This window comes from Curtobacterium sp. 8I-2 (assembly GCF_902506155.1).
GTDB lineage: Bacteria > Actinomycetota > Actinomycetes > Actinomycetales > Microbacteriaceae > Curtobacterium > Curtobacterium poinsettiae.
Genome location: NZ_LR732826.1, coordinates 220,314 through 237,479, shown reverse-complemented (window position 1 = coordinate 237,479; position 17,166 = coordinate 220,314). Strand labels below are relative to the sequence as shown.

Here is a 17,166-nt window from a genome sequence, read left to right as displayed (position 1 = left end):
GGGTAGTTGCACGGTCGTCGGGCAGGCTCGGGGCGTGCGAGGTGGGACGGGGACGACGACCACAGCCCTGACGGCCCTGGTGCTGGTCGGACTGGTGGGGTGTTCCGGCGAGCCGGGCGGTGCGTCGGCTCCTGCTTCTGCCGCTGCGTCGGCTCCGGGTGCAGCGGCGCCGGCGACCGACCCGGCGACCGACCCCGCCACCGCGCGGGCCTTCGCGTCGCTCGAGCGGCGGTACGACGCTCGGCTCGGCATCACCGCGGTCGACACCGGCAGCGGCCGGACCCTCGTGCACCGTGCAGGGGAGCGGTTCGCGTTCGCGTCGACGGTGAAGGTGTTCATCGCGGCGGCGGTCCTCGACGCCTCGTCCGACGCCGACCTGGCGACCGTCGTGCACTACGACCGCGGTGACCTGCTCGAGTACGCGCCCGTGACGAGCGAGCACGTCGACACCGGGATGACGGTCCGGGAGCTCATCGACGCGGCGCTCCGGTCCAGCGACAACACCGCTGCCAACCTGCTGGTGGAACGGCTCGGCGGGCCGGACGCCGTCGAGCGGTGGCTGCGCGGCATCGGCGACCGGACGACCCGCGTCGACCGGGTCGAACCCGACCTGAACCAGGCGACGCCGGGCGACCGGCGTGACACGACGACGCCGGAGCGGTTCGCGGCCGACCTGCGGGCGGTGCTGCTCGGGGACGTCCTCGACGCTGCCGACCGGCGGGTGCTCCGCGACGCGATGCTCGGCAACACGACCGGGGACGCGACGATCCGTGCCGGGGTGGACCCGTCGTGGCGGGTCGCCGACAAGACCGGCACGGCGTCCTACGGGGTCCGGAACGACATCGCGGTCGTGACGCCGCCGGGACGAGCACCGATCGTGCTGGTGGTGATGACGAGCCGGGCCGATGCCGCCGCGGAACCGTCGGATGCACTGGTCGCCGCGGCGACCCGGGCCGCGGTGGCCGGGCTGACCGGCTGAGCCGCACGCCTCGCGGAGCGTCGCGGGACTACCGGAGTGTGCTCGCCCAGCGCCCGATGGTGTCGTACGCCCGTTCCCGGACGTCCGGCGCGGACAGGACGACGTCGTGCAGGGCCCCCGCGAGCCGGCGGACCGTGACCTCGTCACCGAGGGAGAGCGCACGGTGCGCCACCGTGTCGACGTTCAGGGCGACGTCGGCCCGCGCCATCCCCGGGTCCCACCGCGGCTGGAGCATGCTCTTGTCGCTCAGCATCACCAGGGTCGGGACCGTGATGCCGAGCCCCTTCTCGACCTCTGCCTGACCGTCGAAGACCGCGGCGAGCCACCCGGGGTGCAGGGGGAAGCCGCGCTCCGGCCGCCACTGCTGCTCGTAGGTCCACGACCCCTCGCCCTCGGCCGAGACGGTGCGCGTGTAGAAGCCGGGGTCGACGGCGGGCATCGGCGCGAGCGGGTTCCGGCGCGCGCCGAGCCTGATGACCGGTGCGACGATGGCCCGCCCCACCGCGGTGGCCTGGAACTCGAGCCACGGGCTGTTCAACACCAGGCCGTGCACGAGCTCCGGGTGCCGGGCCGCCCACAGCGACAGGGTCAGACCGCCCGTGGAGTGGCCCATCGGCACGAGCTTGCGGCGGTCCGAGCCGGGGTGCTCGGCCGAGATCGCGTCGAGCGCTGCGGCGATGTCCTCGTCGTACACGGCCAGGTCGTCGACCATGCCCGGGGTCTGGTGCGGACGCAGACTCCGACCGTACTTCCGCAGGTCCAGCGCGTGGAACCGGGCGCCGAGCCGCTCCAGGCGTTCGGCGAGCTCGACCTGGAAGAAGTAGTCCGACCAGCCGTGCACGTAGAGCACATCGACCCCGTGCAGGGGCCCGCGACCGTGCAGCAGCAGGTCCGTCGGGGTGTGCCGTCGGCGGACCAGGGTGGCGACGACGGGGCCCTCGGAGTCGGTGCCGAGCGGCAGTTCGAGCCGCTCGTACGCTGCTCCGAGCACGTCCTCGTGCCACCCCTGGTCCGTCATGCGCCGAGCGTATCCGGCGCCGGTGCGGGCGGTGCTGCTGCGGGGTCGTGCACCCGTCACCCGGCCAGGACCACGACCTTGCCGCTGATCCGTCCCGCGGCCGCCTCGTCGTGCAGGGGCGGCAGCTCGGTCAGCGGGATGCGCCGGGTGACCTCGACCGTGAGCGCCCCGGCGTCGACCAGGGACACCAGCTCCGCCAGGCGCTCGCGGTTGCGCAGGACGAACACCGTCGCCGCCCGGACCCCGCGTGACTCGTCGTCCGGCGTGGCCATGAACGCCGTGGTGCTGACGACCGCGCCGCCGTCGCGCACGACGTCGACGAGTGCTGCGAAGTCCTGCGGGTCGATCGGGGCGAGGTTGAGGAGCACGTCGACCGGCTCCGTCACGGCGGCGCGGACGTCGGTCGTGGTGTGGTCGATCACCTCGTGGGCACCGGCCGCCCGGACGGCCTCGATGCTGCGCGGGCTCGCCGTCGCGATGACGTGGACGCCGGCGCGGACGGCGAGTTGGATCGCGTACTTGCCCACCACGCCGCCGGCGCCCATGACCAGCACGCGCTGGCCTGCCTCGAGCCGCCCGTCGTCGAACAGTGCCTGCCACGCGGTGAGTGCCACCGAGGGCAGCGCCGCCGCGTCGGCCAACGGGATGCTCGTCGGTGCGGCGACCACCGCGTCCGCCGGGGCGATGACGTACTCGGCCGCCCCGCCGTCGAGCTCCATCGGCAGGAACGCGACGACGGCGTCCCCGACCGCGATCCCCTCGACGCCGTCGCCGAGCGCGTCGACGATGCCGGACACGTCGTAGCCGGGGACGTGCGGCAGCTGGATCGGGATCGGCAGGAACCCGCCCCGCATCCCGTTGTCCGCCGCGTTGAACGCCGAGGCGGCGACGCGCAGTCGCACCTGCCCGGCGCCCGGGGTGGGCTGCTCGACGTCCTCGGTGCGGAGCACCTCGGGACCGCCGACCTCGTGGAACCGTACTGCCTGCATGATCGTGCCCTTCGTCGGTGTTGCCCATGTGCTTCGAGTTCGAAGCAACTGACGATGACGCTAGCACTGCTTCGAACTCGAAGCAACGGGTAGGATGGATCCCGTGACCGACGCGCCGAACTCCCTGACACCGACCCAGCTCGGGGCGTACTTCGCCTTCACCGAGGTGAGCAGCCTGCTGCGCCACGCGGTCGAGCGGCAGCTCCGCGACGTGGGCGGCCTGAGCTACGTGCAGTTCCAGCTGCTCGCCCGGCTCGGTGACGCTCCGGGCGGGCAGCAGCGCATGACCGACCTCGCCGACGGCGTCGTGTACAGCCGGAGCGGGCTGACCTACCAGGCGCAACTGCTCGAGCAGCGCGGGCTGGTCACGCGCGGTCCCTCGCCGGACGACGAACGCAGCACGGTCGTGACGATCACCCGGGCCGGTCGTGACGTCCTCGCCGCGGTCTTCCCCGGACACATCGAGGCGCTGCACACCCTGCTGTTCGCGTCGATGTCCGACGCGGACGTCGACGACCTCGCACGGATCCTCGGGGGAGCGGCGGAGCACCTGCGCGCGAACCCGCCACGCTCCGCGGGCGCGCGCCGGCGCAGCTGACGGAACGGTCGTACCGCGCGGGTCACGCCCGATCGTCGCGCCGGTGGGGTCCCCGTTCTAGCTGCGGGGAGCCCGCACGAAGAACAGCGTGATGGCGCCGAGGACGACCGCGGCGACGATGAGCGCCCAGGCGAGCACGATGACCGGCCCGTCCCAGGGGGAGACGAGCAGTCCGACCCCGATCACCAGGGCCACGGCGGCGCCGATCAGGGCGAGGCGGTGCGGTCGTACCGGAGCGGTGCGTGTCACGGTTCCAACGGTACGCGCGAAGGGCTGGCAGCGCGGCGTCGAACGGGTACGCCGGTCACACCGTCGTGCGCATCACCCACCGCCACTTCGCGATGCGGCGGTCGCGCACGAACCCGAACTGCGTGAACAGTTCTTCCGGTCCGGTGTGCAGGTACGCCCCGCGCTGCGGTTTCCGCTCGACCGTCTGCTCCGGGTAGGCCTCGACCGTCCCGCCGCCCGCCCGGCGGATCTCGTCCAGGGCCGTGGTGACCGCGGCACGTGCGACACCGTGGCCGCGGTGCCGGGACTCCACGAACACGCAGCCGATCCGCCAGTCCGGCGGGGTCGAGGCGTCGCGTGCGTAGGCGCCGGGGTTCAGGATCGTCGGCAGCTCGGCCGGGCGTCCGAACTGGCACCAGCCGACCGCGGTGCCGTCGGCGTAGACGAGCACCTGGTGGTTCGTGCCGTCGCGCACGTGCCGGTGCTTCGCCTCCTGGTGGGACACCGTGGGGTCCGGTGTGCCGCGCGGGCCGTCCGGGTGGAAGCCGATGCACCAGCACCCGCCCCACACACCGTTGCTGCGGGTGACGAGCGCGGCGAAGTCGGGCCACGTCTCCTCGGTGAGCATCGCCGTCGAGTACTCCATGCGCCGATCATGCTCCGCACGGGCGGCGAGCGCCGAGCGGCGACCGACCCCGGCACTTTCCCAGCGGACACGACGGTGTTCCGCGGGGAAGTCCCGGCGGCCACCCGAGCAGGACTGCGAGCCTCTCCGGACCGCGCCGATGGTGGCGCGGACGAGGGGGAACGACATGACGATGCGACGTGCAGGGGGAGCCGCGCTCGGCTTCGTGGGTGGCAGTGTGCTCGCCGGGTTGCTGGTGAGCGTCGGGGTGACGCCGGTGATCGCGGTCGCCGGCGTCGGCACGACCTCGGCGATCGGGGTGTTCGAGTCGTTGCCGGAGGACATCGAGATCGGGCACCTCCCGCAGCGCAACCAGATCTGGGCGTACCGCGGCGGCGAGCCGGTGCACCTGGCGAACGTGTGGGACCAGGACCGCCAGGAGCTCACGCTCGAGCAGATCAGCGACCACCTGGAGCACGCCGCGGTGGACGGCGAGGACAAGCGGTTCTACGAGACCGGCGGCGTCGACGCGACGTCCGTCGTCCGGTCGCTCGTGAGCGTCGCCACGTCCGGGACCGAGGGCGGGTCGGGTGGTTCGACCCTGACGATGCAGCTCGTGCGGAACATCAAGATTCAGCAGGCCAGCGAACTGCCCACGGCCGAGGAGCGCGAGGCCGGGTACGAGGAGGCGACCCGGCGGACGCCGCAGCGCAAGCTCGCCGAGATGAAGCTCGCGATCAGCCTGGCGAAGCAGTACACGAAGCGGCAGATCCTGGCGGCGTACCTGAACATCGCCTACTTCGGCGACCAGACCTACGGCGTGCAGTCGGCGGCGCAGCACTACTACGGCAAGTCGGCGAGCGACCTGACCCCGGCCGAGGCGGCGTCGCTCATCGCGATCGTGCAGTGGCCGGAACGACGGGACCTGTCGACGCCGGACCACCACCGCGACAACGCCGCCCGGCGGAACGTGATCCTGCGGTCGATGCACGAGCAGGGGCACCTGTCGGCCGAGGAGTACCGAACGGCTCGGCTGTCCCGTGTCGCCGACTCCGTGCACCTGACGGCACCGCACCAGGGGTGCGAGGCGGTCGAGGTGGGCGCCGCGTTCTTCTGTGACCACGCGGAGACCATCGCTCAGCGGCTCCCGCAGCTCGGCGCGACGAAGCAGCAGCGGGCGGACGCCTGGCGCACCGGCGGGTACCGGATCCAGACCACGCTCGACCTCGACCTGAACGCGGCGCAGAAGCAGCTGCTCGACCGGTACGACCCGAAGACCGAGACCCGGCTGGCACTCGGGGCCACGTTCAACACGGTCGAGGCAGGGACGGGCCGCGTGCTGACGATGGCACAGAACACCGACCACGACCGCTCGTCCGACGCGCCCCGCACCGCGACCTCGCTGAACTACGCCACCGACGAGGCGGACGGCAGCTCCACCGGCTTCCAGACCGGGTCGACCTACAAGATGTTCACCCTGCTCGCGTGGATCGAGGCCGGCCGCAGCCCGGACACCGTGGTGGACGGCACGCCGCACCCGCACAGCGAGTGGACCGCGTGCGGGGAACCCGCCTCGGCGTTCTGGCAGCCGAAGAACGACTCAGCCGGGCAGCGTGGTCCGTACTCGGTCCGGTCGGCGACGGCGCAGTCCGTCAACGCCGCGTACCAGTCGATGGCCGAACAGCTCGACCTGTGCGACATCCGCGACGTGGCCGAGCGGCTGGGCGTGCACCTGGCGAGCGGCGGCGAGCTGCCGTGGAACCCGGGTTCGTTGCTCGGCACCGAGAGCATCGCCCCGCTCACGATGGCCTCGGCCTACGCCGGCATCGCGAACGGCGGGCGGTTCTGCGCACCCGTGGTGATCGACCAGGTCGTCGCGCCCGACGGTGAGGAGCTCGGCGGACAGCCCCGCTCGTGCACGCAGGCGGTGTCCCGGCAGACCGCGGCCACCGCGTTCGACGTCATGCAGGGCGCCTTCCGCGGCGGGACGGCGAGCGGTGGGCAGACCCCCGACGGCGCGACACTGTTCGGCAAGACCGGCACCACGGACGCGGCCGACCAGGTGTGGTTGGTGGGCGGGACCTCGCGTGCCGTCACCGCCTACTGGCAGGGCAACACGGACGGCGCGAAGCACAACCTGCGGACGTTCTCCAACGGCCAGGGCGGCACCTACGCCGGGTCGCGTGCGGCCGTCTGGCGCGACGCGCAGACGGCGGTGAACGCGGCGCTGCCGGTCGGCTGACGGCCCGGAACGCAGCCACGAACGGCCTGGAGGCGCGGTGCCAGCTGGCACCGCGCCTCCAGGCCGGTTCTCGGTTGCGTCCTACGACAGCTTCTTGCTGTCCTCGAGCCAGCCCGCGAGCTTGGTCATGTAGTCGGCCTGCGACGTGTAGTCGAGGGCCGGGAACGTCCAGCTGTGGACCTGGCCGGCCTTGAGCGCGGCGTTGTCGGCGAAGGTCGGCTGCTTCTCGAGGTCGGCGACCTGGTAGCCCTGCTGCGACAGCAGCAGCACGTCACCGGTGATCTGACCGGCGTTCTCCCACGAGTAGATGCCCCAGTAGAAGCCCTTCGGCTTCGGGTTGACGAAGTCGACCCCGTACGACGCGTACATCTGCAGCGACGGCTCGTCGGTCGGGCGGGTGACGTACGCGCCGTCACCGTCGGCGTACATCGAGACGACCGACAGGTCCGTGTCCTTCGAGACCTTCTCGAGCTCGTCGGCGGCGGTGTCGAAGCGCTTCTCGGCGGCGTCGACCGTCGACTCCTTCGCGCCGAGCGACTCGGAGAGCTTCGCGATCTCCTCGATGACGTCCTCGCCCTTGCCGCCCCACTTCACCTCGGCGACCGGCGCGATCGCCTTGATCTGCTTCTCCTGCGCCTTGTCCTTGAAGCCGTAGCCGGGCTGCTTGGTGTCGAGCGTGCCCTTCGCGTCGGTCGGGTAGACCGAGGTCACGACGAGGTCGGGCTTCAGCGCGGCGAGCTGCTCGAGGTCGATGTCGCCGTAGGCGGTGCCGAGCTGGGTGATGCCGTCGGTGTCGAGGCCCTTGAACCGGGCGTCCTTCGCCATCGTCAGCTGCCCGAAGGTGCCGACGGGCTTGAGGCCGTACTCGATGAACGACAGGGCGATGTCGTTCAGCACGACGACGCGCTTCGGCGTGTGGTCGACCTTGACGGTCGCGCCGGTGGCGTCCTGGTACGACCACGCCTTCGACGCGGCGGTGCCGCCGTCGGAGTCGGAGTCGTTCGAGTTGCCGGTGCTCGAGCAGCCGGTCAGGAGGAGTGCCGAGACGGTCACGGAGGTCAGGAGGGCGGCGCGCAGGTGGCCACGTCGGGAGGTCTTCACATTAGGAGAGGCTAACCTAACTTTACGGCACTCGCCAGCACGTCTTCGGTTTTCGTGCGTGTGACGGTGTGCTCGGTTCCGGCGCTCGGGAGCGGGTCGTGCTCGTCCGCTTCGGGCACGATCATCGGCGCACCGGTCACGGGGTCGGGGAACACCCGGGCGTGCAGGCCGAACGCGTGCTCGAGCAGTGCCGGGGTGAGGACCTCGTGCGGTGTGCCGTCGGCCACGACCCCGCCGTCGTGCAGCACCACGAGCCGGTCCGAGTACCGCGCCGCCAGCGACAGGTCGTGCAGCACCATCACGATCGTCGACCCCTGCTCGCGGTTCAGCCGTCGGACGAGCCGCAGGACCTCGAGCTGGTGCGCGAGGTCCAGGTAGGTCGTCGGCTCGTCGAGCAGGAGCGTCTCGGCCTGCTGCGCGACGACCATGGCGATCCAGGCGCGCTGGCGCTGTCCGCCGGACAGGCTCGTGACGTCACGGTGCGCGACCTCGGTCAGGCCGGTGGCGGCGATCGCGTCCTCGGCGACGGCGGCGTCCTCGGCGGTCCATGGCTTCGCCCACGACTGGTGCGGGTTCCGGCCGCGCATCACCAGGTCGAGCACGCTGGTGCCGGCCGGGGCGACGGGGGACTGCGGCAGGATCGCGAGCTTGCGGGCGACCTGGCGGTTCGGCTCCTTGCGGATCGGGGCGCCGTTGAGCAGGACCTCGCCGGCCTGCGGCTTGAGCACGCGGCCGAACGCCTTGAGCAGGGTCGACTTGCCGCAGCCGTTCGCGCCGAGGAACGTCGTGACGGTGCTGCGTTCGATGCGCAGGTGCAGGTCGCGCAGGACCGGCTGGCGGTCGTAGCCGACGGACAGGCCCTGGGCTTCGAGCACGCTGTCGTGCTCGTGCTCGTGCTCGTGCTGGTGGTCGCGGTCGTGCGCTGTTGTCATCGGGACATCTCCTTGCGGTGACGGACGAGGAGCCAGATCAGGTACGGCGCCCCGATCACGGTGGTGATGATGCCGACCGGCACCTGCCACGGGAACGCGGAACGGGACAGCAGGTCGGCGGCGAGCACGAGCACGGCTCCCAGAGCACCGGCGAGCAGCAGCGGCGGCCGGTTCGTGCCGGCGAGCCGGAGCCCGACCTGCGGCACGACGAACGCGACGAAGCCCACCGGTCCCGCGGCGGCCACGGCGGCGGCGGTCAGCACGACCGCGAGTGCGATGACGAGCAGCCGGTGTCGCTGGACGCCGAGTCCGACGCCGGTCGCGACCTCGTCGCCGAGCTGCCCGATGCCGAGTGCCGCACTCGTCGCGAGTGCGATCGGCACCGCGACCACGGCCACCAGGAGCAGCGGCCAGACGCTCTCCCACGAGGTGCTCGACAGGCTGCCGACCAGCCACTGCGAGGCCGCGGTCGCGACCGTGATCTTCGCCCGGACGAGCAGGTAGCTGGTCACGGCGTCGAGGGTCGCGCTCACGCCGATGCCGACCAGCACGAGCCGGTAGCTCTGCACGCCACCGCGCCAACCCAGGCCGTAGACCAGGACCGCTGCGACCAGGGCGCCGATCGTGGCGGCCACCGGGATCCCGCCACCGAGCACCAGGGACGACACCGAGTACGTCCCGCCGCCCAGCACGATCGCGGCGACCGCACCGACGCTCGCGCCCGCGGTGACGCCGATGATGTCCGGGGTGCCGAGGGGGTTCCGCGTGAAGGTCTGGGTCAGTGCCCCGGCGACCCCGAGGGTCAGGCCGACGAGTGCGCCGGTCAGCACGCGGGGCAGGCGCAGAGTGGTGATGATGAAGGCGTCGGGACCGGACTCCAGCCCGAGCAGGGACCGGATGACGACCCCGGGCGCGATCCACGTCGAGCCGACCGCGGTGCCGAGGACGATGAGCACCAGGACGGTGGCGAGCGACGCGACGGTGTACCAGAACACCCGGGGGCGCCAGGCGAGGCCGACGGGGCCGATGCGGATGCCGGCACGGCCGGGGGTGCGGGCCGCGGGGCCGTTCGTGCCCGGCGCACCGGGTGTACTGCCGGGCATGCCGGTGGTGCTGCCGGGCGTCCTCCCGCTGCTGCGCACCGCTGCCCCGCTCACAGCGACACCAGCGATCGGCGGCGGGCCACGGCGACGAACACCGGGCCCCCGATGACGGCGAGCACGATGCCGACCTCGACCTCGGAGAACCCGCCGATCAGGCGACCGATGACGTCGGCGACCAGCACGAGGGCGGCGCCGACCAGACCGGACACCGGCAGCGTCCAGCGGTGTCCGGTGCCGACGAGCGCGCGGGCGACGTGCGGGACCGTCAGGCCGACGAAGCCGATCGGGCCGGCCGCCGCGGTCGCCCCGGCGGCGAGCAGCGTGATCCCTCCCAGGCCGACCAGCCGGGCGACGAGCACGTTCTCGCCCAGGCCCTTCGCCAGCTCCGACCCGAGCCCGAGGGCGTCGAGGGCGCGGACGTTCAGCACCGCGAGCACGAGTCCGGCGGCCAGGAACGGCCACACCGCCCCGAGGATGTCGAGCTGGCGTGCGGCGAGCGACCCGACGACCCAGAGCCGGTACGCGTCGAGCGACGCCTGGTCGGTCAGCACGACGAACGAGGTCAGGGCGGCGAGCAGCGCCGAGACCGCGGCGCCGGCGAGGGCGAGCGGCACCGGGCTGGCCGTGCCGCTGCCGGCGATCGTCACCGAGAAGACGACGACGCTGGCGACCAGGGCCCCGACCAGTGCGAACCAGACGGTCGCGCTCGTGCTCGTCACCCCGAACACGTAGACGCCGAGCACCACCGCGAGCCCCGCGCCCGACGAGACGCCGAACAGACCGGGGTCGGCGAGTGGGTTGCGGGTGTGTCCCTGCATGAGCAGTCCGGCGATGCCGAGGGCCGCGCCGACCGCTGCGCCGATGAGCGTGCGCGGGATGCGGGAGCCCCACACGATCGCCTCGTCGGTGCTCGATCCGGTGCGCGTGAGCCCCGCCCACACCTCGGCGACGCCGATGCGGTTGCTGCCGAGCAGCATGCTCGCCACGGCGACGAGGACCAGGGCGACGACGAGGCCGATGATGACCGCGGTCCGTCGCCGCATCGCGGTCCGGTGCACACCGAGGGCGCGGGACGCGTCGCCGTCCCGGGCGCTGGACACGACGGGTTCGGGGGCCTCCGGACCGGAAGCCAGAACGGGATTGGGGGCTGGCACGGAAGTCATCTTAGGTTAGCCTTGCCTCATGGCGAAGACCCCGCGGCTCCTGCCGACGAACCCCCGGCTCTTCCGCGCCCGTGTCCTCCGGACCCAGCGGGTGACCCCCTCGATGCAGCGTGTCACCGTCACCGGCGACGACCTGCACGAGTTCGGCTACCTCGGTTTCGACCACTGGTTCCGCCTGTTCGTCCGGCGCCCCGACCAGGACGCCTTCCGGATGCCCGACCTGGACGGCAAGAAGTGGTGGCCGACGTTCCTCGGCATCCCCGAGGACATCCGCCCGCACTGCGCGAACTACACCGTCGCCGCGTACCGGCTGCTCGCCGACGGCACCGCCGAGCTCGACATCGACTTCGTCGTGCACCTGGACCACCGCGGTCAGCTCGAGGGCCGTGCCGCGATCTGGGCCTGCTCCGCCCGCCCCGGCGAAGAGCTCGCGATGCTCGACCAGGGCTGCATCTTCGACGTCCCGGCCGGCACCAGCGAGGTCGTCGTCGCGGCGGAGGAGACCGGCCTGCCCGGCATCGTCGGCATCGCCGAGTCGTTGCCGCGCGACACCGTCGGCCGCATCATCCAAGAGGTCCCGACCGCCGCCGACATCCGTGACCTCGACGCCCCCACCGGCGTGCAGGTGACGTGGATCGTCCGGCAGCCGGGCGCGGTCCCCGGCAGCGGCGCCCTCGCGGAGCTGCAGCGGCACGTGCCGTCCGACGACAGGGGCTACGCGTTCGTCGTGGGGGAGTCGAAGCTCGCCACCGAGGGCCGCCGCCACCTGCACCGTGCCGGTCTGCCGAAGTCGCGCATCACGTTCTCCGGGTTCTGGAAGCACGAGACGAAGGTCTCCGTCCGCGCCTGACCCGCGTGCTGCCTGGCAGGTGTGCCCCGTCCCGCCAGGTACGCCCGCCCTCGCCAGGTGCGCCGCGCCCGTGGCGCGACCAACGGACGGACGGGAGGCCCGGTGCAAGCTGGCACCGGGCCTCCCGTCCGTGGTGGGGCCGCGTCAGCCCTTGAGGCCCGAGCCCGTCACGCCCTCCACGATCTGCCGCTGGAAGATCAGGTAGAGGATGATCAGCGGCAACGCCGCCAGGAGTGCACCAGCCTGGATGTCGGCGTAGCGCTGCCCGAAGCTGCCCTGGACCGTGGCGAGCCCGACCGGGATCGTCATGAGGTCCGGGTTGGACAGCACGAACAGCGGCAGCAGCAGGTTGTTCCACACCCCGACGAAGGTCAGGATCGTCACCGCTGCGATCACCGGACGCGACAGCGGCAGGATGACCGACCAGTAGACCTTCCAGATACCGGCGCCGTCGATGCGCGCAGCCTCTTCGAGCTCCTTCGGGATGCCGTCGAAGAACTGCTTGAAGATGAACACCGCGATCACGGCGGGCACCTGCGGGAAGATCACCGACCAGTACGTGTTGAGCAGGCCGACCGCGTTGAGCTCCTGGAAGATCGGGATGATCAGCACCTGGGTCGGGATCATGATGCCCAGGATGATGAGCAGGAACGCGATGTTCCGGCCGCGGAACACCAGCCGCGACAGCGCGAACGCCGCCATCGAGGCGAACAGCACGGTGAGCACCGCGGTCACGACGCTCGTGATGCCGCTGGCCAGGTACCAGTTCCAGATGTCGCCGGCTTGGAACAGCGACGCGTACGAGTGCAGCGTCGGGTTCCAGTTCGACAGGATCGAGTTCGCGCCGAGCGCGGCGACACCGTTGTCGGACAGCGACGTCTTGAGCGCGAACACGCTCGGGATGAGCCAGATGATCGCGAAGATCGTCAGGATGATGCCCGACGCGATCGTGAAGCCGCGCCCGCTGACACCGATCTTGGCGGCGCTCGTGGGAGCGGCGGACGAGACCCCGGTGCGGAGCTTCCGGCCGGTGGTGATGCTCTCGGTGGCGGTCATGTCAGGCACCGATCTCTCGCTTGGCGGCAGCGCGCTCGACGAGCTGCCGGATGACCGCGATCGCCACGATCACGATGAACAGGAGGACCGACGCAGCCGACGCGGCACCGAGTCGGTTGTCGGTGAATCCGACGCCGGTGATGAGCTGCAGCGAGACCTGGGTGGAGATGCCCGGGCCGCCGTTCGTCATCAGGTAGACCTGGTCGAAGATCTTCAGGCTCGCGATGATCTGCAGCAGGATGACGAGGGTCGTCGTGCGGCCGAGCAGGGGGAGCGTGATCGACTTGATCTGCTGCCAGTTCGAGGCACCGTCGACGGCGGCGGCCTCGTACAGTTCGCGCGGGATCTCCTGCAGGCCGGCCAGGTAGAGCACGAAGTTGAAGCCGAGGGTCCACCACACGGTGGCGATGGCGACACCGATCATCGCCGTGTTCGGGCTGGCCAGGACACCGGCGCCCGGAGTCATCCCGAGCAGCGACTGGACGCTCGCGAAGAGACCGGTGCTCGGCGTGAAGATGAACACCCAGATCAGCGAGATCGTCGCCGACGGCAGGATGAACGGCAGGAAGAACGCCAGACGGAAGAACCACTGGCCGCGGTTCATCCGGTTCGTCAGCACGGCGAACACGAACGCCAGGATCACGAGCGGCGGGGTCGTGTACAGCGTGAACTGCAGTGTGTGCCAGAGCGAGGACCAGAAGTCGTCGCGACCGAGCATCTCCGCGTAGTTCGCGAACCCGGCGAAGCTGCCGAGCCCGGTGCGGACCGTCGAGGTGTTGAAGAAGCTCGTGACGATCATCCAGACCGTCGGACCGAGCAGGAAGGCGATGTAGAACAGGCCGAACGGGGCGAGGAACAGCCAGCCGCTGCGGCCCTGGCCGCGGGTCAGGCTGGAGCGGTACGGGCGGAGTCGTCGCGGAGCGCTCGCCGCGTCCGTCGGGCGGTCGAGGACAGGTGCTGTGGTCACGTCATCGTGCCTTTCGCAGGGTGTTCACGTCGTTCGTGGTGGTCGCAGGCCCGATCACAGCGGGCTCGGCGTGTTGAGGTAGGTCGACAACTGGGACTTGATGGCGCTCATGGCCGCGGCGGGGGAACTGCTGCCCTGCTGTACGAGGGCCAGCTGGGCGCCCACGGTGTTCTCGAACGTGGACCCGGAGCCGCCGTACCAGGCGGCGTCGTCGAACACCGCTGTCTCGGCGGCGGAGGCGTAGTTCGACTGCGGCGTCAGCTTCTTGTAGGCCGAGCTGTCGTACGTCGGCAGGTACGCCGGCACGTGGCCACCCTGTGCCCAGGTCAGGCTCTGCTCGAGCATCTGCTTGATGAACAGCATCGCCGCCTGCTTCTGCTCCGGCGTGCGGTCCTTCTTCGGCAGGATGAACGTGTGCGAGTCGGCCTGGGTCGCCGGCTTGTCGAAGAGCTGCGGGACCGGAGCCATCCCGAACTTCAGCCCCTTGATCGACTGGGCGGTGCTGATCTCCCACTCGCCCTGCATGAAGAAGCCGGCCTTGCCGGTGAACATGAGCGTCTGCGCGGTGGCGTAGTCGAGGCCCTTGTTGAGCCAGCCCTGCTTGACCCACTTCTGGGTCATGTCGGTGACCTTCGTGTAGGCGTCCTCGTTGACGGTGAGCTTGGAGCCGCCGTCGCTGATGAACGGCGTCGCACCCTCGATCTGGTTGTACATCGTCCAGAAGAAGCGCCACGGGGTCGCGACCTCACTGACGTTCGCGACGTTGAGCGCCGTGCCGCCGGTGACCTTCGAGACTGCCGCCAGGGCCTTCTCGAAGGCGTCGATCCCCGTCAGGTCCTTGAGGTTGTCGTCGCTGTCGAGCAGGCCGGCCTTCCGGCACACGTCGACGTTGTAGAACAGCACGAAGGGGTGGGTGTCGAGCGGCACGCAGATGTTCTTGCCGTCGGTCTTCTGCGCCGTCCAGGCCTTCTGGTTGAAGTCGGCGGCGCTCATACCGACGCCGGCGAGGTCCTCGGAGGTGATGGGATCGAGCAGGTCACCGTCCCACAGGGGCTTCGCCCGGGTCAGGTGGGAGATCGCGACGTCCGGTGGCTTGTTCCCGACGGTGGCGAGTGTGACCTTCGAGTAGTACGGGTTGCCCCACGCGAACGTGGTGGCCTGCAGCGCGCTCGATCCGCCGTGCTGCTTGGCGTAGCCGGCTTCCATGTCCTGCATGCGGACGCCGTCACCGCCGCCGAACAGGTTCCAGAAGACGAGGGTCTCGGGGTTGAGGGCACTGCCGGCGAGACCGGCGGCGAGGGGACTGGAGCAGGCGGCGAGCGGCAGGACCGTCGCGGCCGCTGCACCGGCGGCGAGGAAGCCCCGCCGCGAGAGGCGCGACGCAGGTGTTGCGGGTGGGATCGGCATGGCATCACTCCATCGGGATGGGCCGGGCTCGGGAACAGGGTCGGTGCTCCCGCCGGAGCATCGCTGCTCCGGACCCGGAGCACTGCTGCTCCGGACACGGAACGACCTTCCGGTGCTCCGTGAGCGCTCACATTAGCGCTCGCCCCTGTCATCCGCCACCCCTTTCGCGACGGCGTGGAACCCGGTAGCGTTTCCGTCAGGTGAGCGCTCACTTTCGTGACGGCCCGCTTCGGTTCCCGTACGCGCCCCCACCGCTCCCCGCACGAACCGCACTGCCACGATCGAAGGAGATCCATGCCCCGCACACACCTCGTCCTCGACGCCGCGTTCACCGTGGGGCCGGTGCGACGTCGCCTGTTCGGCGGGTTCGTCGAGCACCTCGGCCGCCACGTCTACGACGGCATCCACGAGCCCGCCCACGAGACCGCCGACGAGCACGGCTTCCGAGGGGACGTCGTCGAACTCGTCAAGGAACTCGGCGTCTCCGCCATCCGCTACCCCGGTGGCAACTTCGTCTCCGGCTACAAGTGGGAGGACGGCGTCGGCCCCGTCGAGCAGCGCCCCCGCCGTCTCGACCTCGCCTGGCACTCGACCGAGACGAACGAGGTCGGCCTGCACGAGTTCCAGCACTGGCTCGACCGGGTCGGCTCCGAGCTCATGCTCGCCGTGAACCTCGGTACCCGCGGCACGCAGGAGGCGATCGAGCTCCTCGAGTACGCCAACATCGACGCCGGCACCGCACTGTCCGATTACCGTCGTTCCAACGGTCGCCAGGAACCCTTCGCCATCACGATGTGGTGCCTCGGCAACGAGATGGACGGCCCGTGGCAGCTCGGCCACAAGAACGCCGACGACTACGGCAAGCTCGCCGCCATGACCGCCAAGGCCATGCGACAGATCCAGCCCGACCTCGAGCTCGTCGCCTGCGGTTCCTCCGGGGCGTCGATGCCGACGTTCGGCGAGTGGGAGCGCACCGTCCTCGAGCACACCTACGACGACGTCGACTACATCTCCGCGCACGCCTACTACGAGGAGGACGACGACCTGCCGTCGTTCCTCGCCTCGGGCGTCAACATGGACCACTTCATCAAGACGGTCACCACGGCCGCCGACCACGTCCAGGCGCAGAAGAAGTCCGACAAGCGCATCGACATCTCGTTCGACGAGTGGAACGTCTGGTCGATCAAGAAGTGGGAGGCCAAGGCCAAGACCTTCACGCTCGACGAGTGGCCCGTCGCCCCGCGTCTGCTCGAGGACGTCTACACCGTCGCCGATGCCGTCGTCGTGGGTGGCCTGCTCATCTCGCTGCTCCGCCACGCGGACCGCGTCGCCTCGGCCTCGCTCGCCCAGCTCGTCAACGTGATCGGCCCGATCATGACCGAGCCCGGCGGCCCGGCCTGGCGCCAGACGACGTTCTTCCCGTTCTCGGTCACCTCGCGCCTGGCACAGGGCACGTCGCTGCAGGTCAAGGCCTCCGGCGACACCGTCGACGGTGGCAAGCACGGCGAGGTCCCGGTCGTGGACTCCGCCGCCACCGTGACCGAGGACGGCAAGGCCGCGGTCTTCCTGGTGAACCGCCACCCGTCCGAGCCGACCACGGTGACGATCGACCTCGCAGGCATCGGTGCGACGGGCGACGTCCACGCCGAGGGTGTCTGGGACGACGACCTGCATGCCGTGAACGACCTGGAGAACACCTCGCGCGTGGGGCTGCGCACGAACGAGTCGGTCCGCCGCGAGGGCGACACCGTCACGATCGAGCTCCCGCCGGTCTCCTGGACCGCCGTCTCGATCGGCTGACAAGACGCCTCGGCGCACGCCACGGCGGGCGTCGAGTGAGCACAGAGGACGTCGGGCGCTCGCGCCCGACGTCCTCTGCTCGTTGTGCGGGCGCGGCGCGCGGCGGGC

16 protein-coding genes are annotated in these 17,166 nt (G+C 70.9%); 5 read left to right on the top strand and 11 right to left on the bottom strand.

Annotated elements, in window-relative coordinates; translation table 11 throughout:
• Window positions 1-34: 34 nt before the first annotated feature.
• The gene (gene bla, locus BOSE127_RS01195) at window positions 35-979 is read left to right on the top strand and encodes a class A beta-lactamase (protein WP_159556015.1); all 945 of its coding nucleotides are present in this window, start codon (window positions 35-37) and stop codon (window positions 977-979) included.
• Window positions 980-1,007: 28 nt separating this feature from the next.
• On the opposite strand, the gene BOSE127_RS01190 is transcribed toward bla, so the two are convergent.
• On the bottom strand, window positions 1,008-1,997 hold the full coding sequence (locus tag BOSE127_RS01190; RefSeq protein WP_159556014.1) for an alpha/beta hydrolase: 990 nt from the start codon (window positions 1,995-1,997) through the stop codon (window positions 1,008-1,010).
• Between the two features lie 56 nt (window positions 1,998-2,053).
• The gene (locus BOSE127_RS01185; protein WP_159556013.1) at window positions 2,054-2,986 is read right to left on the bottom strand and encodes an NADP-dependent oxidoreductase; all 933 of its coding nucleotides are present in this window, start codon (window positions 2,984-2,986) and stop codon (window positions 2,054-2,056) included.
• A gap of 103 nt (window positions 2,987-3,089) precedes the next feature.
• On the opposite strand from BOSE127_RS01185, the gene BOSE127_RS01180 reads away from it, so the two are divergent.
• Window positions 3,090-3,584: a MarR family winged helix-turn-helix transcriptional regulator gene (locus tag BOSE127_RS01180; RefSeq protein WP_111109919.1), complete on the top strand. Its 495-nt coding sequence runs from the start codon at window positions 3,090-3,092 to the stop codon at window positions 3,582-3,584.
• Window positions 3,585-3,641: 57 nt separating this feature from the next.
• Here BOSE127_RS01180 and BOSE127_RS01175 read toward each other — a convergent pair whose 3' ends face one another.
• Complete coding sequence (locus BOSE127_RS01175; RefSeq protein ID WP_159556012.1) at window positions 3,642-3,833, bottom strand: hypothetical protein; 192 nt, start codon at window positions 3,831-3,833, stop codon at window positions 3,642-3,644.
• A 55-nt stretch (window positions 3,834-3,888) separates the two neighbouring features.
• A complete protein-coding gene (locus BOSE127_RS01170; protein WP_201300423.1) occupies window positions 3,889-4,458 on the bottom strand; it encodes a GNAT family N-acetyltransferase in 570 nt (189 codons plus the stop codon).
• 166 nt (window positions 4,459-4,624) lie between these two features.
• Here BOSE127_RS01170 and BOSE127_RS01165 point away from each other — a divergent pair, with 166 nt between their 5' ends.
• A complete protein-coding gene (locus BOSE127_RS01165; protein ID WP_236559473.1) occupies window positions 4,625-6,679 on the top strand; it encodes a transglycosylase domain-containing protein in 2,055 nt (684 codons plus the stop codon).
• A gap of 81 nt (window positions 6,680-6,760) precedes the next feature.
• Here the strand turns inward: BOSE127_RS01165 and BOSE127_RS01160 are convergent, their stop codons facing one another.
• From BOSE127_RS01160 to BOSE127_RS01145, 4 genes are read right to left on the bottom strand one after another with little or no spacing between them, the layout of a single operon-like run.
• Window positions 6,761-7,780 carry an ABC transporter substrate-binding protein gene (locus BOSE127_RS01160; protein ID WP_159556011.1) on the bottom strand — a complete coding sequence of 340 codons (1,020 nt, stop codon included), beginning with the start codon at window positions 7,778-7,780 and terminating at the stop codon, window positions 6,761-6,763.
• An 11-nt stretch (window positions 7,781-7,791) separates the two neighbouring features.
• On the bottom strand, window positions 7,792-8,712 hold the full coding sequence (locus tag BOSE127_RS01155) for an ABC transporter ATP-binding protein (protein WP_159556010.1): 921 nt from the start codon (window positions 8,710-8,712) through the stop codon (window positions 7,792-7,794).
• A complete protein-coding gene (locus BOSE127_RS01150) occupies window positions 8,709-9,815 on the bottom strand; it encodes a FecCD family ABC transporter permease (RefSeq protein ID WP_042540364.1) in 1,107 nt (368 codons plus the stop codon). The genes BOSE127_RS01155 and BOSE127_RS01150 overlap by 4 nt, the downstream gene beginning before the upstream one ends.
• A gap of 50 nt (window positions 9,816-9,865) precedes the next feature.
• A complete protein-coding gene (locus BOSE127_RS01145) occupies window positions 9,866-10,969 on the bottom strand; it encodes a FecCD family ABC transporter permease (protein ID WP_231564117.1) in 1,104 nt (367 codons plus the stop codon).
• A gap of 28 nt (window positions 10,970-10,997) precedes the next feature.
• Here BOSE127_RS01145 and BOSE127_RS01140 point away from each other — a divergent pair, with 28 nt between their 5' ends.
• Window positions 10,998-11,828: a siderophore-interacting protein gene (locus BOSE127_RS01140; protein ID WP_159556009.1), complete on the top strand. Its 831-nt coding sequence runs from the start codon at window positions 10,998-11,000 to the stop codon at window positions 11,826-11,828.
• A 144-nt stretch (window positions 11,829-11,972) separates the two neighbouring features.
• Here BOSE127_RS01140 and BOSE127_RS01135 read toward each other — a convergent pair whose 3' ends face one another.
• From BOSE127_RS01135 to BOSE127_RS01125, 3 genes are read right to left on the bottom strand one after another with little or no spacing between them, the layout of a single operon-like run.
• Window positions 11,973-12,884, bottom strand: a complete 912-nt coding sequence (locus BOSE127_RS01135; RefSeq protein ID WP_056070327.1) for a carbohydrate ABC transporter permease — start codon at window positions 12,882-12,884, stop codon at window positions 11,973-11,975.
• Between the two features lies 1 nt (window position 12,885).
• The gene (locus BOSE127_RS01130; RefSeq protein WP_017888374.1) at window positions 12,886-13,851 is read right to left on the bottom strand and encodes a carbohydrate ABC transporter permease; all 966 of its coding nucleotides are present in this window, start codon (window positions 13,849-13,851) and stop codon (window positions 12,886-12,888) included.
• 54 nt (window positions 13,852-13,905) lie between these two features.
• Window positions 13,906-15,258, bottom strand: coding sequence for an extracellular solute-binding protein (locus tag BOSE127_RS01125; protein ID WP_042540360.1), 1,353 nt, complete (start codon window positions 15,256-15,258; stop codon window positions 13,906-13,908).
• Window positions 15,259-15,552: 294 nt separating this feature from the next.
• Between BOSE127_RS01125 and arfA the strand changes: the two genes are divergently transcribed.
• Complete coding sequence (gene arfA / locus BOSE127_RS01120; RefSeq protein ID WP_017888376.1) at window positions 15,553-17,058, top strand: arabinosylfuranosidase ArfA; 1,506 nt, start codon at window positions 15,553-15,555, stop codon at window positions 17,056-17,058.
• Window positions 17,059-17,166 lie beyond the last annotated feature (108 nt).

What these genes read in the sequence shown, in the direction of transcription:
- BOSE127_RS01190 (WP_159556014.1), bottom strand. Translation starts at nt 1,997, where the DNA reads ATGACGGACCAGGGGTGGCACGAGGACGTGCTCGGAGCAGCGTACGAG.
- BOSE127_RS01150 (WP_042540364.1), bottom strand. Translation starts at nt 9,815, where the DNA reads ATGCCCGGCAGTACACCCGGTGCGCCGGGCACGAACGGCCCCGCGGCC.
- arfA (WP_017888376.1), top strand. Translation starts at nt 15,553, where the DNA reads ATGCCCCGCACACACCTCGTCCTCGACGCCGCGTTCACCGTGGGGCCG.
- BOSE127_RS01155 (WP_159556010.1), bottom strand. Translation starts at nt 8,712, where the DNA reads ATGACAACAGCGCACGACCGCGACCACCAGCACGAGCACGAGCACGAG.
- BOSE127_RS01185 (WP_159556013.1), bottom strand. Translation starts at nt 2,986, where the DNA reads ATGCAGGCAGTACGGTTCCACGAGGTCGGCGGTCCCGAGGTGCTCCGC.
- BOSE127_RS01140 (WP_159556009.1), top strand. Translation starts at nt 10,998, where the DNA reads ATGGCGAAGACCCCGCGGCTCCTGCCGACGAACCCCCGGCTCTTCCGC.
- BOSE127_RS01170 (WP_201300423.1), bottom strand. Translation starts at nt 4,458, where the DNA reads ATGGAGTACTCGACGGCGATGCTCACCGAGGAGACGTGGCCCGACTTC.
- BOSE127_RS01125 (WP_042540360.1), bottom strand. Translation starts at nt 15,258, where the DNA reads ATGCCGATCCCACCCGCAACACCTGCGTCGCGCCTCTCGCGGCGGGGC.
- BOSE127_RS01135 (WP_056070327.1), bottom strand. Translation starts at nt 12,884, where the DNA reads ATGACCGCCACCGAGAGCATCACCACCGGCCGGAAGCTCCGCACCGGG.
- BOSE127_RS01165 (WP_236559473.1), top strand. Translation starts at nt 4,625, where the DNA reads ATGACGATGCGACGTGCAGGGGGAGCCGCGCTCGGCTTCGTGGGTGGC.